The sequence below is a fragment of the Rhodobacteraceae bacterium Araon29 genome, assembly GCA_039640505.1.
Classification (GTDB): Bacteria; Pseudomonadota; Alphaproteobacteria; order Rhodobacterales; family Rhodobacteraceae; genus CABZJG01.
Window position 1 is genome coordinate 299563 of record CP046865.1, and the last position, 21721, is coordinate 321283.

16 protein-coding genes and 1 pseudogene are annotated in these 21721 nt (G+C 52.0%); 14 read left to right on the plus strand and 3 right to left on the minus strand.

Annotated elements, in window-relative coordinates; translation table 11 throughout:
- Positions 1 to 180 precede the first annotated feature (180 nt).
- The 5 genes from GN278_01355 (at position 181) to GN278_01375 (ending at position 6613) form a co-directional block, all read left to right on the plus strand.
- The gene (locus tag GN278_01355; protein XAT59588.1) at positions 181 to 531 is read left to right on the plus strand and encodes an amidohydrolase family protein; all 351 of its coding nucleotides are present in this window, start codon (positions 181 to 183) and stop codon (positions 529 to 531) included.
- Positions 464 to 1171, plus strand: a complete 708-nt coding sequence (locus tag GN278_01360) for a hypothetical protein (protein ID XAT59589.1) — start codon at positions 464 to 466, stop codon at positions 1169 to 1171. The genes GN278_01355 and GN278_01360 overlap by 68 nt, the downstream gene beginning before the upstream one ends.
- Positions 1164 to 2132, plus strand: coding sequence for a D-2-hydroxyacid dehydrogenase (locus GN278_01365; protein XAT59590.1), 969 nt, complete (start codon positions 1164 to 1166; stop codon positions 2130 to 2132). The genes GN278_01360 and GN278_01365 overlap by 8 nt, the downstream gene beginning before the upstream one ends.
- Positions 2133 to 3006: 874 nt before the next feature.
- On the plus strand, positions 3007 to 4230 hold the full coding sequence (locus tag GN278_01370) for a hypothetical protein (GenBank protein XAT59591.1): 1224 nt from the start codon (positions 3007 to 3009) through the stop codon (positions 4228 to 4230).
- A gap of 448 nt (positions 4231 to 4678) precedes the next feature.
- Positions 4679 to 6613 carry a 3-hydroxybenzoate 4-monooxygenase gene (locus tag GN278_01375; GenBank protein XAT59592.1) on the plus strand — a complete coding sequence of 645 codons (1935 nt, stop codon included), beginning with the start codon at positions 4679 to 4681 and terminating at the stop codon, positions 6611 to 6613.
- Positions 6614 to 6659: 46 nt separating this feature from the next.
- Here GN278_01375 and GN278_01380 read toward each other — a convergent pair whose 3' ends face one another.
- On the minus strand, positions 6660 to 7436 hold the full coding sequence (locus GN278_01380) for a 2-keto-3-deoxy-L-rhamnonate aldolase (GenBank protein ID XAT59593.1): 777 nt from the start codon (positions 7434 to 7436) through the stop codon (positions 6660 to 6662).
- A gap of 11 nt (positions 7437 to 7447) precedes the next feature.
- A pseudogene (locus GN278_01385) lies at positions 7448 to 7696 on the minus strand (2-oxo-hepta-3-ene-1,7-dioic acid hydratase).
- Between the two features lie 232 nt (positions 7697 to 7928).
- Between GN278_01385 and GN278_01390 the strand changes: the two are divergent.
- The 8 genes from GN278_01390 (at position 7929) to pyk (ending at position 17708) form a co-directional block, all read left to right on the plus strand.
- Positions 7929 to 8822 (plus strand): IS481 family transposase, encoded by an 894-nt coding sequence (locus GN278_01390; GenBank protein XAT59594.1) that lies wholly within the window; start codon positions 7929 to 7931, stop codon positions 8820 to 8822.
- A gap of 106 nt (positions 8823 to 8928) precedes the next feature.
- The gene (locus tag GN278_01395) at positions 8929 to 9777 is read left to right on the plus strand and encodes a MurR/RpiR family transcriptional regulator (protein ID XAT59595.1); all 849 of its coding nucleotides are present in this window, start codon (positions 8929 to 8931) and stop codon (positions 9775 to 9777) included.
- Positions 9778 to 9823: 46 nt separating this feature from the next.
- On the plus strand, positions 9824 to 10909 hold the full coding sequence (locus GN278_01400; protein ID XAT62488.1) for an ABC transporter substrate-binding protein: 1086 nt from the start codon (positions 9824 to 9826) through the stop codon (positions 10907 to 10909).
- Between the two features lie 62 nt (positions 10910 to 10971).
- Entirely contained in the window at positions 10972 to 12717 is a 1746-nt protein-coding gene (locus tag GN278_01405; GenBank protein XAT59596.1) for an ABC transporter permease subunit, read from the plus strand.
- On the plus strand, positions 12714 to 13817 hold the full coding sequence (locus GN278_01410; GenBank protein ID XAT59597.1) for an ATP-binding cassette domain-containing protein: 1104 nt from the start codon (positions 12714 to 12716) through the stop codon (positions 13815 to 13817). The genes GN278_01405 and GN278_01410 overlap by 4 nt, the downstream gene beginning before the upstream one ends.
- Positions 13814 to 14425, plus strand: a complete 612-nt coding sequence (locus GN278_01415) for a histidine phosphatase family protein (GenBank protein ID XAT59598.1) — start codon at positions 13814 to 13816, stop codon at positions 14423 to 14425. The genes GN278_01410 and GN278_01415 overlap by 4 nt, the downstream gene beginning before the upstream one ends.
- A 129-nt stretch (positions 14426 to 14554) precedes the next feature.
- Positions 14555 to 16207 carry a Na/Pi cotransporter family protein gene (locus tag GN278_01420; GenBank protein XAT59599.1) on the plus strand — a complete coding sequence of 551 codons (1653 nt, stop codon included), beginning with the start codon at positions 14555 to 14557 and terminating at the stop codon, positions 16205 to 16207.
- A 73-nt stretch (positions 16208 to 16280) separates the two neighbouring features.
- The gene (gene pyk / locus GN278_01425) at positions 16281 to 17708 is read left to right on the plus strand and encodes a pyruvate kinase (protein ID XAT59600.1); all 1428 of its coding nucleotides are present in this window, start codon (positions 16281 to 16283) and stop codon (positions 17706 to 17708) included.
- Positions 17709 to 18270: 562 nt separating this feature from the next.
- Here pyk and GN278_01430 read toward each other — a convergent pair.
- Positions 18271 to 21054, minus strand: coding sequence for a hypothetical protein (locus GN278_01430; GenBank protein ID XAT59601.1), 2784 nt, complete (start codon positions 21052 to 21054; stop codon positions 18271 to 18273).
- A gap of 146 nt (positions 21055 to 21200) precedes the next feature.
- On the opposite strand from GN278_01430, the gene GN278_01435 reads away from it, so the two are divergent.
- On the plus strand, positions 21201 to 21695 hold the full coding sequence (locus tag GN278_01435) for a hypothetical protein (protein ID XAT59602.1): 495 nt from the start codon (positions 21201 to 21203) through the stop codon (positions 21693 to 21695).
- The last annotated feature ends 26 nt before the right edge of the window (positions 21696 to 21721 follow it).

The window sequence follows — 21721 nt, forward strand, 5'->3', positions numbered from 1 at the left end:
CAGGGAGCTAGTATGGCTTCCTGACTTCGAACCATTGACCTATCCGCAACGAATGATGACGAGGGGACAAACGTGACCGGGAATTCTTTAAAAGCTATAAAGGGAAATTTCCTGCATTTTCTCTCCGATCCAGGGCCAGAAGACGCGATCGACGGCAGCGTTGAGTAGGTTGAAAACGGTGTGTTGATCCTGAGAAATGGTCGCGTGGCAGAACTTGTGCATAACACCGAAGTTTTCAACACTCTGCCGGATGATTGCAAAGTCATTGATCACACGGAAAAGTTGATCATTCCCGGCTTCATAGATGCCCATATCCACTTTGTTCAGGTGGATGTGATTGCGTCCTTTGGCAAACGGCTTCTTGAGTGGCTTGAGAAATACACTTTCCCGGCGGAGCGCCAATTTGAAGACCCCGCCCACGCGGCCCTTATATCCGAGTTCTTTCTGGACGAGCTATTGTGCAATGGCACAACGACAGCATTGGTTCTGGGCAGCGTCCATAAACAGAGCGCGAACGGTAGAGAACGATGAGGCCGCACCCCACTGGGCGGACTTGGGCAAGGTGTGGACGATTGAGCAAAACTACATCAAACCCTATCCGGTCTGCCGATGGGCGCATGCCTCAATCGACGCGCTGGCCGGGCTGATGCGTGTGCATGGCTTTGGCAGCAGTGATGTCGCAGGCATCGAGGTGAATACTTTTGCACAGGCAGCGGCGCTCTATCCGGGGATGCCCATAACCACATCCCAGGCGCAATATTCGCTGCCATTCGCCCTCTCTGTCATGCTTGTGCATGGGCGGATCGGCCCAGATGATATTTCGGGCGCAGGCCTGCGAGACAAAGCGGTTTCCGAAGTTTTACCTTGCATTTCTTTGCGCGAAGACGGGCGGCATTCAGAGCGTTTTCCTGCGGGGCGGTGGTCTGATATTACTGTCACCCTGAGAGATGGTGGTCAGCTTTCCTCAGGTGATGTGCACGCGCGAGGCGGGCCGGAAGATCCAATGGATATGCACGAGATCGAAGCCAAGTTTCACACAATGGCCGCGTCGCTGGATACCGCGCGTGCTGGCGCACTTTGGGCGATGCGCGACCGACTATTGCAGCCCGACGCAACGTTCGGAGAATTGACCGCCCTCACGCGTGCGCCCGTGGTGAACCTGCATGGCTGATACCCCGCGCATTGTTTTGCATAACGACAAGACTGAAGAGCTGGTTGAGCAGTTGTTGACCCGATTTCCAGATGCGGATTTCCACGCCTGCAACAGCTATGAGGCCCTGCCTTCGCTCATTGACAGCTACCGCCCGAACATAGTGTATTCCGTACGCTTTGCGGGCACGCCGGGCTTTCCTCGTGATGCGTTGTTCGGCGCAAACGGTCCAAAATGGCTTGCCAATGGCGGCGCTGGAACCGACCATTTAGACCAATGGGATGCCAGGAAAACCACCGTCACCAACGCAGCAGGTGTCGCTGCAGATATGATGGCCGAGTATGTTTTCGGCGGGTTCTTACACTTCACGCTCGATGTGTGCGGCCTGCAAAAAGATAAGGCGGCAAAGGTTTGGAACCCGCGCATGGTCGCGCCGCTCTTTGGCAAGACGCTGTTGATTGTTGGGTTGGGCCACACCGGACAGGCGATCGCATTGCGCGCCAAGGCCTTTGGCATGACGGTTTTGGGCACCCGTGCGACCCCCCGCGCGATGGCGCATGTTGACGAGGTTCATCCCGCCGACGTGTTGCACAAGCTTTTGCCCCACGCCGATTTTGTCGCGGTTTGCACGCCCCTTACCCCAGCAACACGCGGCCTTGTTGGCGTAGACGAGATAGCAGCAATGAAATCAGGCGTAGTCCTCGCGGATGTCTCGCGAGGCGGCGTTGTGGTTCAATCAGCACTCTTGGACGGATTAAAAGCAAGTCATATTCCAGGGGCCGCTTTGGACGTGTTCGAAACTGAACCCTTGCCAATCGACAGCCCGTTCTGGGACCTCGACAATTTGATCATCTCGCCCCATTGCTCCTCAGTTCATGCCAACTGGGAGGCAGCATCATTTGATCTGTTTTTGAGGAATCTGGCACATTGGACAAAAGGCGAGGACCTGATCAATATCGTAGACCCAACCCGCGGATATTGATGACCAGAACCATGCCTCGCGAAGCCAAGGACTGCTTCGACTGATTTGCTGCCATCTGTGCAGATCGCAGCATCCGTGACTTTGGGCTCAAAGCCGCCGTTCGCGGCGTGGAGCAGCAACTTCTGCTTTGGGCCGTTAGTGCAGGGCAAACGTGACATCCATTTTAAGAAATAAGGCAAAGTCGTTGAAACGTATAAGGCAAGGTTGGTGAGACAGAAATTTAGCGCCTGAACAATTTCAATGGGTTACAAAAGGCGATGAGGAAAACTTGCTTGAGATTCCACACCAAATGTAAGATTTCAACCAACTTTGCCTCACGTTTCACGCGTGTTTTTGGTGGGTTTGGATTAAGCCTCTGTTTTTTCTATCAGATCTGGCGTTTTTGCCGCAAAAATGTGGCTGATCAACTTTACCTCACTTTGTGAAATCTCAAGCAACTTTACCTTATATTTTCTGATTTTGACCTCGTTTGGCGACGAACAATCGGTCAAGATATTGTTCTATTTTATAATTCTAAAACCTATCCCAACGCCCTGTCTCACCAACCTTTCCTCATAGGGGCGCATTGCTGTGAAATCTCAACCAGCTTTGACCTGTATGCCGCAAACTTAACTCAAACTTGGGGGGAAAGCTGACGTTCGCTGCGGGTTGCTCCGACGTCCGCTAAGCGGACGAAGCGGGCTTCTGATGCTAAGAAAGCAGTGTCCCCAAATAGTTGAAAGTGGACCTGCTACATCTGATCGGTCACCGAAATAGCATAATCGGTTTAGCCTAGTAAAGGCTCTCATTTCTGGACAATGGGTCGCTTTTGACCCATTGATTGAGGGAGAGAGAAACCTTAGATAATCGAACGCAAAAGTTGTAGGAAAGGCCAATGCGTGCAATCGTACTTCTATGCTTGTTCTTTTTGCCAGCACCTGTGTCAGCGCAGGAGCTGGCAGTCATCACCTCCTTTCCGCCCAGAATGACCGAGGCCTATGCAGACCTCTGGGCGAAGGGACGGCCCGCGTCTCAAATTCGGGTGCTTCACAAAAACACAGTCGCGGCGATCGATGAGATTGCACGTGGCAATGAGCGTCGCTTCGATATTTTCATGGTGTCATCGCCGGAAGCATTTGAGCTTTTAGCGCAAAAGGGTGCATTTGCGCCCGAGCGGGTCTGCGGCGACGGACCGACCAGTGTCGAGCCCTTTGCCTTGTCGTCAGTGGGCTGGACACGCCGAACAGACAGTGAGTTATTCATGCCGGGCGAGTGGAACGATCTGTTGCGCGCGCCGTATCAGGGCAAAATTGCCATGGCCCGCCCGGCCCGCTCGGGTTCGACGCATATCATGGTCGAGCATCTGTTACAAATACGAGGCTGGGACGAAGGATGGAGCTACATTTTGTCTCTTGCAAGCAATCTGTCGACCTTGACCGCCCGCAGCTTTGGAGTACCAGATGGTGTGGCACAAAGACGGTTCGAGATCGGGCTCACACTCGATTTCCTAGCGCAGTCCAAGTCCGACGTGCTGGAGTTTCGGTACGGACGGCCAGTGATGCTCACGGCGGCGCGCATTGGCATTCTGGCTAATGGGAAGTCGCCTGAAGCCGCTTGCGACTTCGTCAAGATGGTCCTCTCGCCTGAAGGGCAGCGGCTTCTCCTCCGACCAGAAATTGCCCGTATTCCGATTGATTCCGATGCCCGTAAAGAGGCCCCGGCTTTGCCGGACAGGGTGCAAGATGCGTTGAGGCTAGAGTGGATCAGTTACGATTCCAGTGTTTCCGCGCGCCGGTATTGGGCGGTGAATACGTTATTTGATGTTATGATCACTGAAAGCCTTGCTGAACGGAAGTCGCTTTGGGCCAGGGTCCGAGCGCTTGAAGATCAAGTTGATCCAGCGGCATTGGCTTCGATACGCGCCGACTTGATTAGCGCGGTCACCGTGGAGCCACCTTTGATCGCCACGTATGACGCTGGCGACGGGCTTCGCACCACCCATTTGACAGGTATGAGCGAAGCCCAAAGGCGTGTGGTAGAAGGCTGGCGAAGTGCAAATGCGTCTTTCCTGCAGCGTGCACACGAGCGGCTTCTTGAGCTTGAAAGCCTTGCGAACTAATGCTGTCGTTACAGAACATCTTCCGCACCAAGATATGGACACGGCTGTTCTTGATGATCGTGACAGCCATCCTATTGACTTGGCGACAGCTTGCGCCTCAAAGACTGGATCGACTTAGGCAAGCGAGCCAAAGGGGCTAGACATAGCAGCTTAAATGAGAACCCGGAGCGGTACCAAACCGTGACATGCCCACTGCGAAAGGGACCATTATATGTCCTCGCTTAAGACGACCTTGACCAACTATCTTGATCGGTGGCCTTTAGGCAAATCACATGGTCCTTCAAATTGGTAAAGTCGAATGTGAGCCAATATGTCTGTCAAATTCTGCCTCACTGTCTAGAATTTGTTTCCAACATCACTTGCCTGAAGTGCCACCTCGCAATATAGTTAACATGTAAAGTAAATTGCAGCATTGAATTCGCGCTGACCGACAAAGAGAGGACTAAAAATGCAATATCATCTCAACGGTTTCAAGCCTGGCAATTATCAAGTGCCGGATGCTGCGCGGAAGCCTTACCCAATTCCAGAAATTGAGGATTTGCCCGAGGATGTAGACGTATTGATTGTAGGTACAGGTCCTGCAGGCCTCACAATGTCGCGGCAAATGGCGGAATTTTCTGATATCAAAACGTGCATCGTAGACATGGCGCCTGGTCCATTGCTTTTTGGACGCGCCGACGGAATTTCCTGCCGTACGATTGAGATCATGGAGGCCTTCAATAGTAGTGAGATGGTCGTGAAAGAGACCTACCAGCTCAAACAGAATACGTTCTGGGAACCCGATCCTTCCAATCTTTCCCATATTCGGCGCAAAGAGAAAATTTCAGATGCTCGCGCCGGCCTGTCCGAATTCACGCATGGCATTGTGAATCAGGCGCGGCTGCATGAACTTCTAATTTCTGGAATGGAGAATTCCGTTGCAAATTTGCGACCGCATTACAGCCGAGAATTCGTTGAATTAGAAATTGACGAGTGCCTAACACAGAACCTCAATGCGCATCCTATAACAGTGACTTTCAAACGCACTGACAAAGCCGGAAACGGCAAAATTGAAACCATCAAATCCCGTTTTATTGTTGGGTGTGACGGTGGACGCAGTCTTGTCCGGAAGAATCTTGGTATCACGCTAGAAGGGGATTCTGCCAACAAGGCCTGGGGCGTTATGGACATCCTTTTAAATACGGATTTCCCGGACATCCGTGTCAAAAGCTTCATTCAGTCGCAAGATCACGGCGCGGTTATGACGATTCCACGCGAAGGTGGATACTTGATCAGATTCTATGTTGAGATGGACAGCATCGAAAAAGACAAACGCGCCACAGAAATTGACGTGACTGAACATGACCTGATTGCTAAGGCTCAAAAGATTTTCCATCCATATACGCTCGACGTGAAAGAGGTCGCGTGGTGGTCGATCTACTCTGTAGGCCAGCGTCTTGCTGACCGGTTCGACAATCGACCAGCGGATAGCAGCGATGAAATCATCCCCCGTGCCTTTGTTGCAGGCGATGCTTGCCACACCCACAGCCCCAAGGGCGGCTGGGGACTGAACACATCGCTGCCTGACACATTCAACCTCGGCTGGAAAATGGCAGCGGTCTTGCAGGGCCGTAGTGATCCAAAGCTGCTTGCAACATACAGCACTGAGCGACGGAAAGTTGCAAATCAGCTGATCAACGCCGACCGTGAATTGTCAAAACTAGTGGCAACGCGTCCAACGGCGGACGACACATCCGAACAGGCCCGGATTGACACTGCCGAGATCGAAGCTTTCATGAAACGTCAAAGTGGGTTTGTAGCAGGCACTTCGATTGAATATTTTCCGTCCTACATTTGTACCGGCCAGGATAACCAAGGTTTGGCAATGGGGTTCAGTATCGGACAGCGTTTCTTTTCGGCCGAAGTCACCCGCATTTGTGATGGACGCAGCCAACACCTAGGACATTTGGTAAAGGCTAATGGACGTTGGCGAGTATTTCTGTTCGCAGGATCAGAGAACCCAACAGACGCCAGTTCGGCTGCCCATCAGTTCCTCGATTTTATTGCATCCTCACCTTTTTCGCCGGGTCTGAAATATACCCCAGTGGGTGCGGATCCAGATTCAGTGATCGACACCTACGGTGTATTCCAACAACAGGATCTCTCTATGTCAGATATGCACCCTTATCTCTGGCCTGCTAAAGGCAAGTATGGGCTGCACGACTATGAGAAAGTGTTTCATAGTCAGGCAAACAACGACATTTATGATTTACGCAATATTGATCGAGAACAGGGTTGTATTGTGGTTGTGCGCCCGGACCAGCATGTGGCGAACATACTGCCTGTCACAGCGCATGAAGAGTTGACGGCTTTTTTTGATTACTTCATGATTGAACAGCGCTGAAATAAACTAGGCGAGTGGCCCGGTATTCGCCTCTCTGATTTGAATTTTACTTGAACCGCTTCGCTGCGTCTGCCGCCGAAGCCCGCATGTTTTTAGCAAAAAGCGTAACATCGATTTCGGTTGCGATAAAAGTCGCTCCCAAATCACGACATTGGGCTTGTAGTTCCTGATCAAGAGTTAAGATGCCTGCCGCCTTTCCCCCCTCAACGATCCGCTTCGTAGCCTCTAACACGGCGGTCTTAACCTCGATTTGCCCTGGTTTGCCAATGAAGCCCATGTCAGCTGCCAGATCAGACGGACCGATGAATACACCGTCCAAACCGTCGACTGCCAGAATATCATCCAGTGCCGCCATGCCCTTTTGGTTCTCAACTTGTGCCAACAAGCAGATTTCTTCCCGTGCGGTCGTCAAGTAGTCGCCAATTGCAGCAAAATCTGAGGCGCGGGCCAGTGCAGATCCGACACCGCGCACCCCATGCGGCGGATATGTCACTGCATCGACCAATTCTTGGGCCTGCGCGCCGCTTTCGACCATCGGGATCAGAAGTGATTGAGCACCAGCATCTAGCAACTGTTTGATGATCCAAGTTTCGCCTATCGGAGGCCGCACCATGGCATGGCTGCCACGCGCGCCGATGACCTGAAGCTGAGCCGTAATAGATCGCAGATCGTTAGGCGCGTGTTCGCCGTCGATCAACAGCCAATCAAATCCGGCACCGGCACTGATCTCAGCGATGTAAGGATCAGCCAACCCTAACCAACATCCCAGTTGCAGTTGCCCCTTTGTGATCGCAGCCTTGAATGGATTATGTGGCACTGGCATAGGAGACCCTCTTAGGCAAAGCTGATATCAACGGACCCGAAGGAGCCAAAATCAGCAGAAATCTTTGACCCCGACGGGCATTCAACCGGTCGAATAAAACTACCGGACAAAATGATTTGACCGGGTTCAATGCTTTGCCCGTATTGGGCCATACGGCGGGCCAACCAGACGACGCTTTCAACAGGATCGTTTAGAACACCGGCCCCTAGGCCCGTTTCTTCTACCTCTTCATTGCGGAAAGTGATCGCACCTACCCATCGATGGACCTGTCCCGCTTTAGTGCCGCTCCGAGTTCTCACTTAAGCGGCTATCCGTTCGAAAGCCAAGGGGCTTTTCCAGCCTAATGCAGAATGTCTGTGGCATGGGTTATAAAAGCCATTGATATATTCGAAGATAGCCAGTTCAGCAGCACGGCGTGTGTGCCATGTAGATATGCCGTTACTCGCGGGACATTTCCTTTAACCTCCCAGTTTTGGGAAGAAGGAGATGTTCATGAACAAGGATCAACGCGAGATTGAACGCAAATTGCGCATACTGCGGTACGCTGAAGAGATTGGGCATGTTGCCAAAGCCTGCCGGTATTTCGGCATATGTCGTTCCAGCTTCTACCGCTGGCGACAGGCTTACGCTGAGCGCGGCGAAGCTGGACTGGTCAATGCTCCTCCTATCCCCAAATGGCACGCAAACAGAACGCCTCCGGAACGCGAGGAAAAGGTGATATATCTTCGTCGCAAATACCACCTCGGTCCCATGCGGATCGTTTGGTATCTTGAGCGTTATCACGACATTAAAATATCTGATGCAACCGTCTCACGCATTTTGCGCCGCCATGGCCTGAACCGCCTTCCGCGTGGCACCCGCACTCGAAAGTTACACACAAAGCGCTATCAGAAACAGGTTTCAGGGCACCACATCCAGATGGACGTCAAGTTCCTGACTTTCAAAGGCAAACAGGGAGAGAAGGTTCGCCGCTTCCAATGCACCGCAATCGATGATGCTACACGTGTGCGTGCTCTGAAAGTCTATGAAAAGCACACGCAGGCCAACGCCATAGACTTCGTGAACCACATTATCGAGAAGTTCCCATTTCGGATCCGCGAGATCAGGACGGATAACGGCCATGAATTCCAAGCAAAATTCCACTGGCATGTCGAGGATCTGGGAATACGCAACGCCTACATCCGACGGGCAACACCCCAGTTAAACGGGAAAGTCGAGCGTTCACACAGATCTGACCAGCAGGAATTCTACCAGCTTCTCAGTTACAAAGGCGACGTCGATCTCGAAGCAAGATTGGGTGAATGGGAAAGGTTTTACAACTTCCACAGGCCACACGGCGCCCACAATGGAAAAACGCCTTACGAAGCACTCAGAGAAAAGCTATAATCAATAGGCGAAATGTCCCACAGGTAACCGCACCTTACAGCTCAGTGAAACACACTTGACAGAAAAGAAAAATTCTTTACTATTATAGAAAGAAAGGAATCATTCTATGTCATCAGATTTTCTTGCTCGCCTTACACAGTCCGCTGACCGCATGACCGCAACTGACCAAAAAATGGTTGCTGCCCTGTTGGATAGGCGGGAAGAGTTGGTTTTCCTTTCGGGCCCACAGCTGGCTGAGCATATCGATGTTCACGGTGCAGCTCCAACGCGGTTAGCGCAAAAACTTGGGTACAAAGGCTTTCCAGAGCTGCGTAAAGTTCTCCAGGAGGATATGCTGAACGCGCAGGATGCAGCGCTTCGCATGCGTCGCACCGTTGATTCTGATGCAAAGGGAAATCACCTCACCAGCCTGATCGCATCCGAGGTTGCGGCTCTGCAAAACCTCGATAGCCTGATCTTGCAGCCTGCGATTGATCAGGCGGCCGACGCAATTTTTGCAGCCAGAAAGGTTTTCATCTTTGCACAGGGTCACGCACAGTCCTTATCTCATTTCCTGTCCCGACGGTTGGACCGGTTCGGCATGACGACTGTCTTGCTTTCTGGACGTGGACGCGATGTGGCGGAACGCATGGTCGGAATGAGCGATAAAGATGTTGTTGTCGTCCTCGCGTTTCGTAAGCAACCGTCCACTTACGCGCCGACGATGCAGCATGTCCGCAATACCGGGGCCACGTCCATTCTTGTTTCTGATTTGGCGGGTCTCATCATGACCCCCGAACCGGACCTAACACTTGCAGCGCCACGCGGGCGTTCGGGTGATGAATTCCAGACCCCGACAGTGCCGTTGGTTATCGTTAGTGCTATTTTATTGACCTTGGCCGCGCGTCATGAGGAGAAGACCATCGGGGCTCTGGAGAAACTGTCGTCACTTTTTGACGGCTTCGATAAACCTTGAGGAGGAAAAATTGAAACATTCCATTACTGGTGTCTTGCTAGGTGCCATGCTTATGACAACAGCGCCCGCTATGGCGCAAGATCTCGATACGATGACTCCATTTGAGCTGTACGAGGTTGCTAAGACTGAAGGCAGCATCACCGTGTTTTCTTTGTCCAGCCGGATCGCGCGGATCGAAACGGCTTTTGAAGAAAAGTACCCGGGCATCGACCTGATTGGGCTCGATATTAACTCGACGCGCCAAATTGCACGGCTTGAGGCGGAACAGCGGGCAGGCATTTTTGCTGTCGACGTGCTGTATTTGTCCGAGGCCCCCGTGGTTCTTCGCGATTTACTGCCCGAGGGTATGGTTACAAAATATGTTCCGCCACGCATTGTAGGTGACGTACCCCCGCAACTACAAGCTGATCTTATGACGCATCGTTTGTCGACCCGGGCGCTGATGTATAACGAAGCGGCCTATCCCGATGGTTCACCAATCGCAAACTTGTGGCAACTGACGACTGATGACTGGCGCGGCAAGGTCCTGATCGAAGACCCGAGCCAGCGCGGTGAAGCTCTTGACCTTCTGACCGAGATTGCACTGCGCAGCAACGAGATGGCCAAAGCGTATGAGGCGCAATTCGGCACCCCAATCACGGTCGATGACGACCTTGAGGGAGCAGGCGAACAATTCATCCGCGATCTGTTCAACAATGATCTGGTGATGGTTAGCAGTAGTTCAACCTTGCGCTCTGCAGTTGGTGACATCGATGCATCGGACCCGTCCGTAGGCTGGACCACATATTCTGCGGCACGTAATAATGCCGAGGAAGGCTGGGCGTTGCAAATCTCGAACGAGACTGTGCCGTCGGCAGGTATCTTGTTTCCGGCGGTTCTAACGATCGCCAAAAATGCCCCAAATCCTGCCGCTGCGCGCTTGCTGATAGACTTTATGATGGGCGACGACACGCCGACAGGTGGTCCGGGCTTCGAGCCATTCTATGTACAGGGTGATTATGCTGCACGTCGCACGATTGAAGATCACCCGGATGCGGTGCCGCTTAGCGATCTGAATCTGTGGACTATGGATCCTGCTGCGACGGGTGCCGCCCGTGCGCGCGTCCTCGATCTCATCATCATGCTCCAGTAACTGCGCAAAGACAGGTGTCCGGCCTGGTCCGGACACCTAAACCGCCTCAAAGGACTTGTAAAATGTCAGAATTAATCCGCCAGCGGGGGGGAGTCGCACGACTGCTCCAATCGCATAATTTTGTGCCGCTTGTTATGGTTATCGTTACCGCAATTCTGGTGATCGTGCCATTGCTGCGGATCGTGCAAATTTCCCTTACACCCGATGGATTGATGGCGTGGCAAGATGTGACCGCCAGCGGGTTATCGCGTAACCTGCTCTGGAAGCCGATCACTAACACCATGATCCTTGGCGCTTGCGTCGCAACAGGTTGTCTACTATTGGGCGGGTTTCTGGCCTGGTTGGTGGTGCTGACGGACGTTCCGTTTCGGCGGTTTCTGGGCATCCTTTCGACATTGCCGTTCATGATACCCAGCTTTGCAGCCGCTTTGGCGTGGGGGACGCTGTTTCGCAATGATCGCCTGGGCGGACAACCCGGCTATTTTGCGGCCAACGGGATGAACATCCCAGATTGGCTTGCGTGGGGATTACTACCAACGCTGATCGTACTTGTCGCACACTACTATTCTTTGGCGTACACCATGATCGCTGCTGCGCTTAGCTCGGTGAGTGCTGATCTGGTTGAGTCCGCCGAGATGGCGGGTGCCAAGAAATCGCGCATACTGTTCGGAATTATTCTGCCCGTCGTAACCCCAGCCCTTGTGGCTGGTGGTATGCTAACGTTTGCAGGGGCCGTGTCTAACTTCGCAGCCCCCGCATTGCTGGGCGCGCCGGTGCGGATGCAGACATTGTCCACTCGTATTTACGGTATGGTGCAGACTGGTAATATCGAACGTGGCTACGTGCTGGCATTGATCCTGATCCTTGCCGCTGCTGCACTGCTGTTTTTCAGTGATCGGCTGGTTTCAGGGCGCAAGGCCTTTACCACGGTGACCGGAAAGGGCGCGCGCACAAAGCGGTTCGCACTTGGAAAATGGCGCTGGCCGTTGTTTTTCCTAGCAGTCGGCCTTGGCATGATAACGACTGTCATTCCTGTACTCGTGTTGTTCGCATCTAGTATGGCGCAGCAATCTTCGGGGCTGTTTTCAAATTGGACTTTGCACTTCTGGATCGGTCCTGCCGGAACAGAACTAGCGCAAGGTCAGGCTGGTATTTTCCGTGATCCGATCCTGATGGGTTCGATCTACACCACGATCCGCCTTGGTTTAACTGTGGCAGCTACAACCATGCTCGTTGGGTTGATCATCGCCCACACCATCGTTCGCTATAAGGCGACGCTCCTTGGCAACCTTCTCAGCCAGCTTGCCTTTCTGCCCTTGTTCATTCCGAGCATCGCCATGGCCGCTGCCTATATCGCGATGTACGGAACGTCGCTTGGCCCAATTCCGGCGCTTTATGGCACGTTTACGTTGCTGGTGTTAGCGGCCACCGCGAACTTGATGCCTTATGCCGTGCAATCGGGCCGTGCGGTTCTAAGCCAGATTTCCAGCGATATCGAAGAAAGCGCACGGATGACCGGAGCTGGACCGATCCGGCGCATGGCTGAGATCGTGCTGCCACTGGCCGTGCGTGGCATTCTTGCGGGGGGTATTCTTGTCTTCATCAAGATCGTGCGCGACCTGTCGCTCGTTGTGCTGTTGTTCAGCTCTACCACACCGGTTTTGAGTATGATGGCCTTCAACTATGCCGGCCTCGGCTTCATGCAATTTGCCAATGCTATCACGTTGATCATTCTCGTGATCTGTCTGATCGCCTCGGCGCTGGTCTACCTTTTGCAAAACAGAATACAGGGATGGAAAACATCATGAACGCGCATCGACAAACTGACGCTACACCCGCAATCGTGATCGAAAATCTGACGAAACGATTTGGTGACAAAACCGCCGTGGACGATATCAACATCAGCGTTCCACCCGGATCATTTCTTGTGCTGGTTGGGCCATCGGGATGTGGCAAATCAACTTTGCTGCGGATGCTAGCGGGGCTGGAACCACCGACCGAGGGGCAGATTTCTTTTGGGGGGAAGGTCGTATCTAGCGGCGCATCTGGCGTGGAAACTAATGCTGCCGCCCGTGATGCAGGGCTGGTGTTCCAAAGCTACGCTCTGTGGCCGCACAAGACCGTTGAAGGTAATATCGACTGGCCCCTGAAGGTGGCGGGTTGGTCCAAACAGAAACGGGAAGAGCGGATCAGAGAAGTGCTGAAATTTCTTGATATCGAGGCGCTCCGCGAACGCTATCCCGCGGAAATCTCGGGTGGTCAACAACAGCGCGTGGCGATTGCGCGCACCATAGGGCCACGCCCCGGTATCTTGTTGCTGGACGAACCACTGTCCAACCTTGATGCTAAACTCCGCGTTGATATGCGCAGTGAATTGATGCGTATCCACCGCGGCACCAAGGCCACGTCGGTTTATGTGACCCACGATCAGGTCGAAGCGATGACCATGGCCACCCATGTCGCGGTGCTGCGCGATGGACGGGTCGAACAATTCGGGCCACCTGACGAGTTACTGCTCAAGCCGCAGACGACCTTTGTCGCAACATTTTTGGGCACACCTGCAGGTAATCTAGTACCGGTAACCCGCAACGGTGATACTTTTTCCTTCAACGGTGTTGATCTTGCGCCGACCAACATCGCACTGGGTCGTGGAAGCGCGCAACTGCTGTATCGCGCTCAAGACATTACTGTTGGGGCACGGGAAGGGCGACCGACTGTCAAAGCGATCTATGCTGAATCCGCACCGATTGCTGGGCAGTCTATGGTCGCCTGCCTAATCGGGGAACTGCGCGTCACCGCCATCGTCGACGGATATTTCCGTGCGGAACCTGGAGCCGAAATTGATCTGTGTTTCCTGCGCGATCCTGATGCTGTGTTCGATGACGAAGGCCGGAGGGTCGCCCTATGAGGCTCATCTTGATGCGTCACGGCGAGACAATCTGGAATGCCGAACAACGCCTTCAGGGCCATGATAACGCACCGCTTTCACCGCGCGGTATCCAGCAGGCGCTTGGATTCAAGCCCATGTTGGCGTCGCTGAATCCCAAACAAGTGGTGTCGTCAGATTTAGGGCGTTGCCGGGAAACTGTTGCCCTGATCGGGCACGCAAATGCTCCGGCGGACGCGCGCCTACGCGAGTTGAATATGGGCGTGTGGACGGGGCGGCGAAAACCGGATTTAATCACCGAATATCCCGACGATTATTGGGCATGGCGCGCTGGAACGTTTCATCCGGATGGCGGTGAATCGTGGCAGCAATTCAAAGGCCGCGTTTCTGGCGCCCTGCGTGACTGGTTAAAAAAAGCCGATGGAGATGTTCTTGCGGTCGTTCACAGCGGGGTCATTCGTGCGGCGATGGTTGCCCTCCTCGGCTTTACACAAGACAAGATTTTACCTGTCACACCTGGTACGGGCACAATTTTGAATTTTGATGATCTGGCGTCGCCGTACGCAAAATTGGAAGGCTACAACATTGGTCTGTTCGCACCTCAAACGGCAGAAGCCGTGGCGGATTAGACATCTAGTTACTCGATTGTTGGATGCTCACGAAGATTCTAGAAGGTTTAGCGTTCGTCCGTAAAACAATAGTATCAAATTCAAAAATTGGCTCATCTCTGGTCCGCCCCACAAAGAAAGTCTTATCATTTGGAAGAACCACACCTCATTCATTTCTTGCTTAACATAGCAGGTGCTGCTGCGCTGCTAATATGGGCTGTGCGGCTGGTGCGGACCGGCGTGGAGCGCGGGTTTGCAGCACCTTTGCGGTTCTGGTTGCGTCATTCTTCCAAGAACCGGCTGCTGGCTGCGGGGACTGGGATGGGGGCGGCCGTGTTCTTGCAAAGTTCAACCGCAGTGGCTGTTCTGGTTTCTAATTTCGTCGGTAAAGGCGGGCTGGCGGCAGCTGCGGGTCTGGCGATTCTGCTGGGCGCAGACGTGGGGTCTGCGGTTGTCACTCAGTTGTTGATGGTGCGTCAAACTGTCCTGATCCCGTTGTTGCTGCTGGTCGGCGTTGCGGTCTTTTTGCGCGCAGACGGCAGTGCTCGTCAGATTGGCCGTATTCTGATCGGGTTGGCGCTGATTTTTGTATCACTCGACATGATACGCGCTGCAACGGGACCGATGGTCGCCAATCCTGCAACAGAAACGATCATGGCGTATCTGGGACGGGACCTTTTGACGGCCTTCGTCCTTGGTGCCGTTTTCGCATGGCTCGTGCATTCAAGTGTTGCTGCTGTGTTGCTGTTCGTCACTCTTGCTGCCCAAGCTATTTTGCCTGTTCCAGCGGCGGCGGCAATGATCCTTGGCGCAAATTTGGGAGGGGTGTTTATTGCTTATGTTCTGACGCTGTCCGCGCCGCTATCTTCGCGCCGCATGGTCGTGGCTAACCTCGCATTGCGCGGTGGTGGTGCGATCATGGCGACATTGATGGTTTCCACGGTTCCCAATATTTTGGATCAACTTGGGGCGACGGCCGCGCGTCAGTCCATCAATCTTCACCTTGCGTTTAATCTGGTGCTGGCCATCGTGGCATTGCCGTTCACTGGGGCATTGATCAAGATACTGGCGCGTTTGATGCCGGACAGGCCGTTGGATGAAAGGGCACTGCCCATGGTCACAGCCCTCGACCCTGCCGCATTAGAAAAACCCCAGCGCGGGTTGGACTGCGCTGCCCGTGAACTGCTCGGTATGGGGCAGAAAATCGAACACATGCTTATTGCGATCGAGCCGCTCTATGAGACGTGGAATGACGCAGCTGCGAAAGTGATCCGCGATCAGGATGACACCATCAAAGAGATGCACCTCGAAGTGAAACTCTACCTCGCTCGGCTGGGTCAAAAGGGACTCGATGAAGAACTGGGTAGCCGGTCAATGGAGCTTGCATCGATCTCTGCCAGCCTCTATTCCGCGTCTGATGTAATTGATCGGAATCTGTTGGAACTGGCGCATCGCCTTCACGCGCAAGACCTTCAGTTTTCGCCGCAAGGAAAGTTGGAAATTAGTGATTTTTCCGATCGTGTTCAAGGCAATGTGCAACTGGCACTGAACGTAATGATGAATCAAAATCCCGCCGAGGCGCGCGAGTTGGTGGCGGCTAAAGAAAAGGTGCGCAAGGTCGAACAGAAATTGCAGCGCAGCCATATCGGCCGTCTTCGCGAAGGCTTGGTCGAAAGCATCGAAACTAGTAGCATTCATCAGGAAACATTGCGCGGACTCAAGCAAGTGAATACAGCGTTTTCGATGGTGGGCTACCCAATCTTGTTGAAATCCGGTGACCTTCTGAAAAGCAGGCTGACCTGATCATTACAGGTCCTACTGGAACAGATGTGATGGACGTCACGATCATTCTTAAACACGCTTGAAAGCTAAACTCATGAATATGCACAAACGCCACCGTCAGACAAAAATTGTCGCCACTCTCGGGCCTGCCTCCAATACCGAAAAGACCATCACAGCCTTGGTCGATGCAGGTGCCAATGTCTTTCGCATGAATTTCAGTCATGGCACGCATGATCAGCATGCCCTAGTTCATGCAGTCATTCGGTCAGTTGAAGCAAACCGCGTGCAACCGATTGCCATTTTGGCCGATCTTCAAGGTCCCAAGCTTAGGATTGGCGTCGTGCCCGGTGGGGAAAGGACTGTTTCTGTTGGCGACACGGTGCGGTTTGTCAGCAAGCCATCCACCAATGTAGCAGATATTCCGATGCCACATCCGGAAGTCTTTGCAACCGTCGCCCCCGGCCACATGATCCTCATTGATGATGGTCGCATTCAACTGCGCGTATTGGAGGCTAATGAAAATACGATATCCGCTGAGGTGCTCAACAATGCCGTTCTGCGTGATCGCAAGGGGGTGAATTTCCCCGATACGACCCTGAACGTCAGCCCGATCACGGACAAAGATCGTGCTGACCTGCGGTTTGCGCTAGACCTTGGTGTTGATTGGGTGGCAATGTCATTTGTGCAGCAAGCCAAGGATATTCTGGAATTGCGCGATTTGATTGGCCTGAAGGCCAAGATTGTTGCCAAGATTGAAAAACCCGTCGCTGTAGAGAACATTGAAAGCATTCTAAACGAGACTGATGCCATCATGGTGGCGCGTGGTGATCTTGGTGTTGAGTGTGCCTGGCACGAATTGCCAGCGATCCAAAGCGATCTGGTTGCGAAGGCTCGGACCGTTGGGAAACCGGTCATTGTGGCGACCCAGATGCTGGAAAGTATGATTTCCGCTCCGATCCCTACACGCGCTGAAACCTCGGACGTTGCGAACGCTGTTACGCAAAGAGCCGATGCTGTGATGTTGTCTGCAGAAAGCGCCGCAGGCGAATATCCTGTTGAAGCAGTCGCAGCTATGGCATCCATCGCAGAGGCAACCGAACATGCTTCGAACATCAACAAGCGCGCCATCAACATTGGCCACATCGACGCCCCAAACGATTCCAGTTCCATTGCCAGTGCAGCAGGTGTTCTTGCTGAACTACGTAATGCTTGCTGCATTACCACTTACACAGAAACTGGAGCAACAGCGATACGCGTTTCAAAGAGTCGCCACAGCATACCAATCCTTGCTGTTTGCCCTTCAGAGATAATTGCACGCCCACTGAGCCTTGTCTGGGGCGTCACAGCTGTTGTCAGCACCAGTCTCGAGGAGTTCACGTCCAGTCGCGAAGGCCGAATTCCGCCGAAACTCGCGCCGCATAGCATGATCCAACCTGATAGGCCGGTTATCGTGACTTCCGGGTCTAGTCACGGCCAGACCGGGGGCAGTGATTCGATTAAAATTGCATATCTGAGCGCATAAGGACCCCTTCATGAGCATCATTATTAACGCCTACAGAGGTCGTTCTGAAGAAATGCGGGAGGACGTCATTTCTGAATTGATGAAATGTCCGCTTTGCGGATGCTGCAATGTACCTGTTGCGCTAATCTTCAGGGTCAGCTCTGGGCCGTTAGTGTAAAGCGGGCGTATCATCTATTTTAAGTATTCCTTATATTTTCTGATTTCGACCTCTTTCGGCGACAAGAGAAATTTACTAAAATGCACGTGTTAACACTGGTCGCCTAATCCATGCAACAACGCCCCATTTAAGTATCCTGTTTTTGTGAAATACGCCCACCATTCTTGTACCTTTTATATGAAGTCGAGATGAGCAATCCGGTCATTATCAATTCTTATTACCTCAATTAATGATTACTGTGTAAATTCAATCAGGTTTCGCCCATCGGCTTTTGCAATTTATCTGGGTGTCTAGCCCCTTCTTTTAGTGCCGCTAATTTTGGTTTTCTCTAATAAGGTTTCTCGGACGGGTGGTCTCATGCCCAATGCATGATGAGGACTGATCTGATTATATTGCATTAGCCATTTATTCTGGCAGAAGGCCCAACTCACGTGATTTAGAGATAGCATTGATCCGGTTACGAACACCAAGCTTCTGGAAGGTGTTGTGTAAGTGCCATTTAACGGTCGCTACGGTTACAATGAGATGGGTAGCAATTTCCGCATTGGAGAGGCCCTTGGCGGCCAACGCGAGCGTGTCAACTTCACGTGCCGTTAGGGTTTCTGAAATTTGATTGTCGGCTTTCATCGGCTTTACAGGTATCAAGCCCATCGCTTCGTGCTTGGTTTCTATTTGAGTATTCCCCTGCAAAACCGCGAGAATCCAGCCTTCTGGCGTGTCAAACGGGGTGTCTTCGCCCCCTTCAGATCTGCGGATTTCTATGATTTTGTTCAGAATAGGTAGACAATAATGCTTCAGCTCAATGAAAGCCGAAGCGATCTGGTTTGGGCGTGCGAGCCGGATGGTTGCACTCAGTTCCCTAAAGCTTTTTTGCTCCTCACCGGTCGCCATTAAAGCAACTGCTTTTAGTATTCCCACCCGAATAACTGAGCGGGGACGCCCACGTTGTTTGAGTTCCTGTAAATGTGAACGACATAGCAGCAATGCCTTTTCATAGTCTCCAAAAGCAACACTCATTTCGATCTCAATGCGTCTTAAACAATTCAGCTGCATCGCATTTTCAGTGCCAAACTTACGAATCCACGAGCGATCCAATAGCCCCCAATGATCACAAATTTGTTTGGCTTTCTTTGTATCTCCAGCTTCGATGCAAAAACTAATGATGTCAGCTAGCATCGAAATTGCAAGACGAGGCAGGTCGTTTGCGACGCCGACCCTGTGACCCTTCTCCAACAGGCGTATGCCATCATGGATCAGGCCTCGATGGCGCAAAGACTGAGCTTGTAGCCGATAAGCGATCAGCAATGGCTCAATTGGCCCGAAAGAAGTGGCGAAACCAGAACCTAGAGACAGTTTTGAAAATGCCGTTTCTAGTTCACCACGTTCGTATGCGACTTGGGCTGAAAGCAGTGGAGTCATCAACTTCAGCAGGGAGTGTTCGACCATTTGCTCAGCGACATCTTCTGTTGCACGATCGACGAAAGCTTCAGCTGAATTCGGATCACCCATAGCTATGTATGACATTGCACTAATGCAGTCCGACCAAATCGTCACATATGGTGAGCTGGCGCGTAGTGAGATTTGGCGACCTTCAGTGGCAGTTGAATGAGCTTGCTTAAATCTATTATTTGCCACATGCGAGTAAGCAATTACTTGCTTCACAATCGCAATATTCACAAGAGAGGCGTCCGGCCATGTCCGGATCCAATCTTCCGAGTGGTGAATGATTTCATTTTGTTTTTCTTCGGCAGCGAGCAGAAGCAATTCAACTACGTCTGCAAAGCATTTACTATCCGACAGCTCTTGTTTGGTCAGTAACCAATTGGGTTCCGATGCAACTAACTTAGCTCTTAAGCCAGACAACAAGGTACGCCCTTCTGTTGTACCTCGCGTGAAACCCAGTGCTAGGCTATGTGCCAGTATCATTGAAGGATGATATTGACGGTACTCTTCAGACAACGAGCCGATCCAGCGGAGAACCGTGCCAAAATCACCATGGTCACGTGCCCGTGGAAGAACCAATTTAGAGATCAGGTCGGCAGCGGCATCAAAATGCTCGGATTGAAGAAAGTAATAGATTGCTTCGTCAGGCAGACTATTTTCAATGCACCATTCTGCCGCCCTTATAGACATATCTTGCTGTTCACTTGGATTTCGAGAGTGACAGAGCTGGCGTAAGTGTTCGCCAAACAGATGATGGTATCTGTACCAACCTTCACCTTCTTTGAGGCGAATAATAAACAAGTTCTTCTCTACCAGATCTTCGAGAATATCCGCCGCGTTGTCTAATCCAGTCATATAGTTGCAAAGCGAGGCGTTGAAGTTGTTTAGCATAGCTGTGGTTAACAGAAATTTTTGGGTTTGCTCTGTTTGGCTCTGGAACACATTGGTGGCCAGATATTCGCCCAGGTGCATAATGCCGTTTGGTTCAAGCGACAGGATGTCGGTGCGATTTTCTGGCTGGCATTTCAGAGAAATCGCTGCAAACTGTAGGCCTGCGATCCAGCCCTCGGTTGTTCTGCTTAGATTGGCTAGTTCTTCTGCATCCAAGCTCAGATCATCGCGGCCCTGGAAAAACTGTTCGGTTTCCAGAGTTGTAAATCTTAGAAAGTCATCTGGCACAGCCGAAAACTGACCTGATAATATACGTCGAGGAAGTTGAATTTCAGGAAGTTCTCTCGTCCCTATTATCACGCTTAAATGTGCTTTGCATGCATCAAGTAAATGATTGAAGTGTTGCAAAAGTTCGGGGTTTTGAATGAAATGAAAGTCATCGATAAACAATATACTTTTGACTTCAATTTTTATAACGAGCATTTCTAATGCAGAGAAGGCCTGCGCAAGAGTATTTTGATCGCTAAAGTCTAACGGAATTTGAGCTGTTGCATCTAAGTTGTTAGAAACTCTAGCCAGCGCATCTATCAAATAAGGCATAAGCCGCGCCGCGTCATTGTCCCTCTCATCAAGGTTGAGCCAGGAGCACACGCACCCTTCTTTAGAGCGGTGTTCAAATAGTTGGCGCATAAATGTTGATTTGCCCGACCCTGCGGAAGCAACGAGGCACATTGATTTCGGTATTGTTATTTTCGTTTCGCTTGCAAGTGCGTGGCGCCTAACTTCAGAAGCGACACCCTGTGGTGGGTAAAGCTTTGTAGCAACTAAAGCATGCTCGGTATCCAAGTTTTTCATTTTCCCCTCGGTGCACCTCTACGCACCGCCTCCCAAACTTTGGATAGACTAACTCATTTTTGCGACCACTCAACTTTAGTTTAGGGTGTGTTCCCTGAGCTTTCTTTAGAAATTGCATGTGGGTGGAATACTTTGGGAGGAAAAGTATGAAAAATGCACGAAATATATCGCAAACCCGTCGTTTGATTCGGCATGGTTTGATGGTGATCTTTGTTGGATTGTTGTGTGGGTTTGGGCTTGGCTTTGCGATCAATGGTGAAGTCGGATTTTCACCGATACCGATCACTTTCGATTATACGATGGCCGCTGAGCCTCGTGCCTGGCGCTCTGCCCATGTGGGCGCGATCACCAATGGTATGATGTCACTGCTTTTTGCTGCAGTCTTGCCGTTTTTGGCGTTGCAGTCTCGTGCTGCACAGAAAGTTGTTACCGGAACGATCATCGTCATCTGGGGGAATACTATTTTCTATGTCGCAGCTCTGTGGGCGCCCAACCGTGGGCTCTCATTTGGAGCAACGGATGCTGGGCCAGGGAATTTGGCCGGTGCTGTCGCCTATATTCCGGCGGTGATTGCCGCTGTGTTGCTGCTTTGGATCGTCGCTTACCTCATCATCAAAATCCCTCGATCCGAAGAGCTTTAGCTTCGTCAGCTAATCGTCAAAGTAAA

Bases quoted from the DNA above. Each gene is read 5' to 3' on its own strand.
- GN278_01410 (XAT59597.1), top strand. From the start codon at position 12,714: ATGAACGCGCATCGACAAACTGACGCTACACCCGCAATCGTGATCGAA.
- GN278_01395 (XAT59595.1), top strand. From the start codon at position 8,929: ATGTCATCAGATTTTCTTGCTCGCCTTACACAGTCCGCTGACCGCATG.
- GN278_01435 (XAT59602.1), top strand. From the start codon at position 21,201: ATGAAAAATGCACGAAATATATCGCAAACCCGTCGTTTGATTCGGCAT.
- GN278_01365 (XAT59590.1), top strand. From the start codon at position 1,164: ATGGCTGATACCCCGCGCATTGTTTTGCATAACGACAAGACTGAAGAG.
- GN278_01375 (XAT59592.1), top strand. From the start codon at position 4,679: ATGCAATATCATCTCAACGGTTTCAAGCCTGGCAATTATCAAGTGCCG.
- GN278_01430 (XAT59601.1), bottom strand. From the start codon at position 21,054: ATGAAAAACTTGGATACCGAGCATGCTTTAGTTGCTACAAAGCTTTAC.
- GN278_01400 (XAT62488.1), top strand. From the start codon at position 9,824: ATGCTTATGACAACAGCGCCCGCTATGGCGCAAGATCTCGATACGATG.
- GN278_01390 (XAT59594.1), top strand. From the start codon at position 7,929: ATGAACAAGGATCAACGCGAGATTGAACGCAAATTGCGCATACTGCGG.
- GN278_01360 (XAT59589.1), top strand. From the start codon at position 464: ATGGCACAACGACAGCATTGGTTCTGGGCAGCGTCCATAAACAGAGCG.
- pyk (XAT59600.1), top strand. From the start codon at position 16,281: ATGAATATGCACAAACGCCACCGTCAGACAAAAATTGTCGCCACTCTC.
- GN278_01405 (XAT59596.1), top strand. From the start codon at position 10,972: ATGTCAGAATTAATCCGCCAGCGGGGGGGAGTCGCACGACTGCTCCAA.
- GN278_01415 (XAT59598.1), top strand. From the start codon at position 13,814: ATGAGGCTCATCTTGATGCGTCACGGCGAGACAATCTGGAATGCCGAA.
- GN278_01380 (XAT59593.1), bottom strand. From the start codon at position 7,436: ATGCCAGTGCCACATAATCCATTCAAGGCTGCGATCACAAAGGGGCAA.
- GN278_01370 (XAT59591.1), top strand. From the start codon at position 3,007: ATGCGTGCAATCGTACTTCTATGCTTGTTCTTTTTGCCAGCACCTGTG.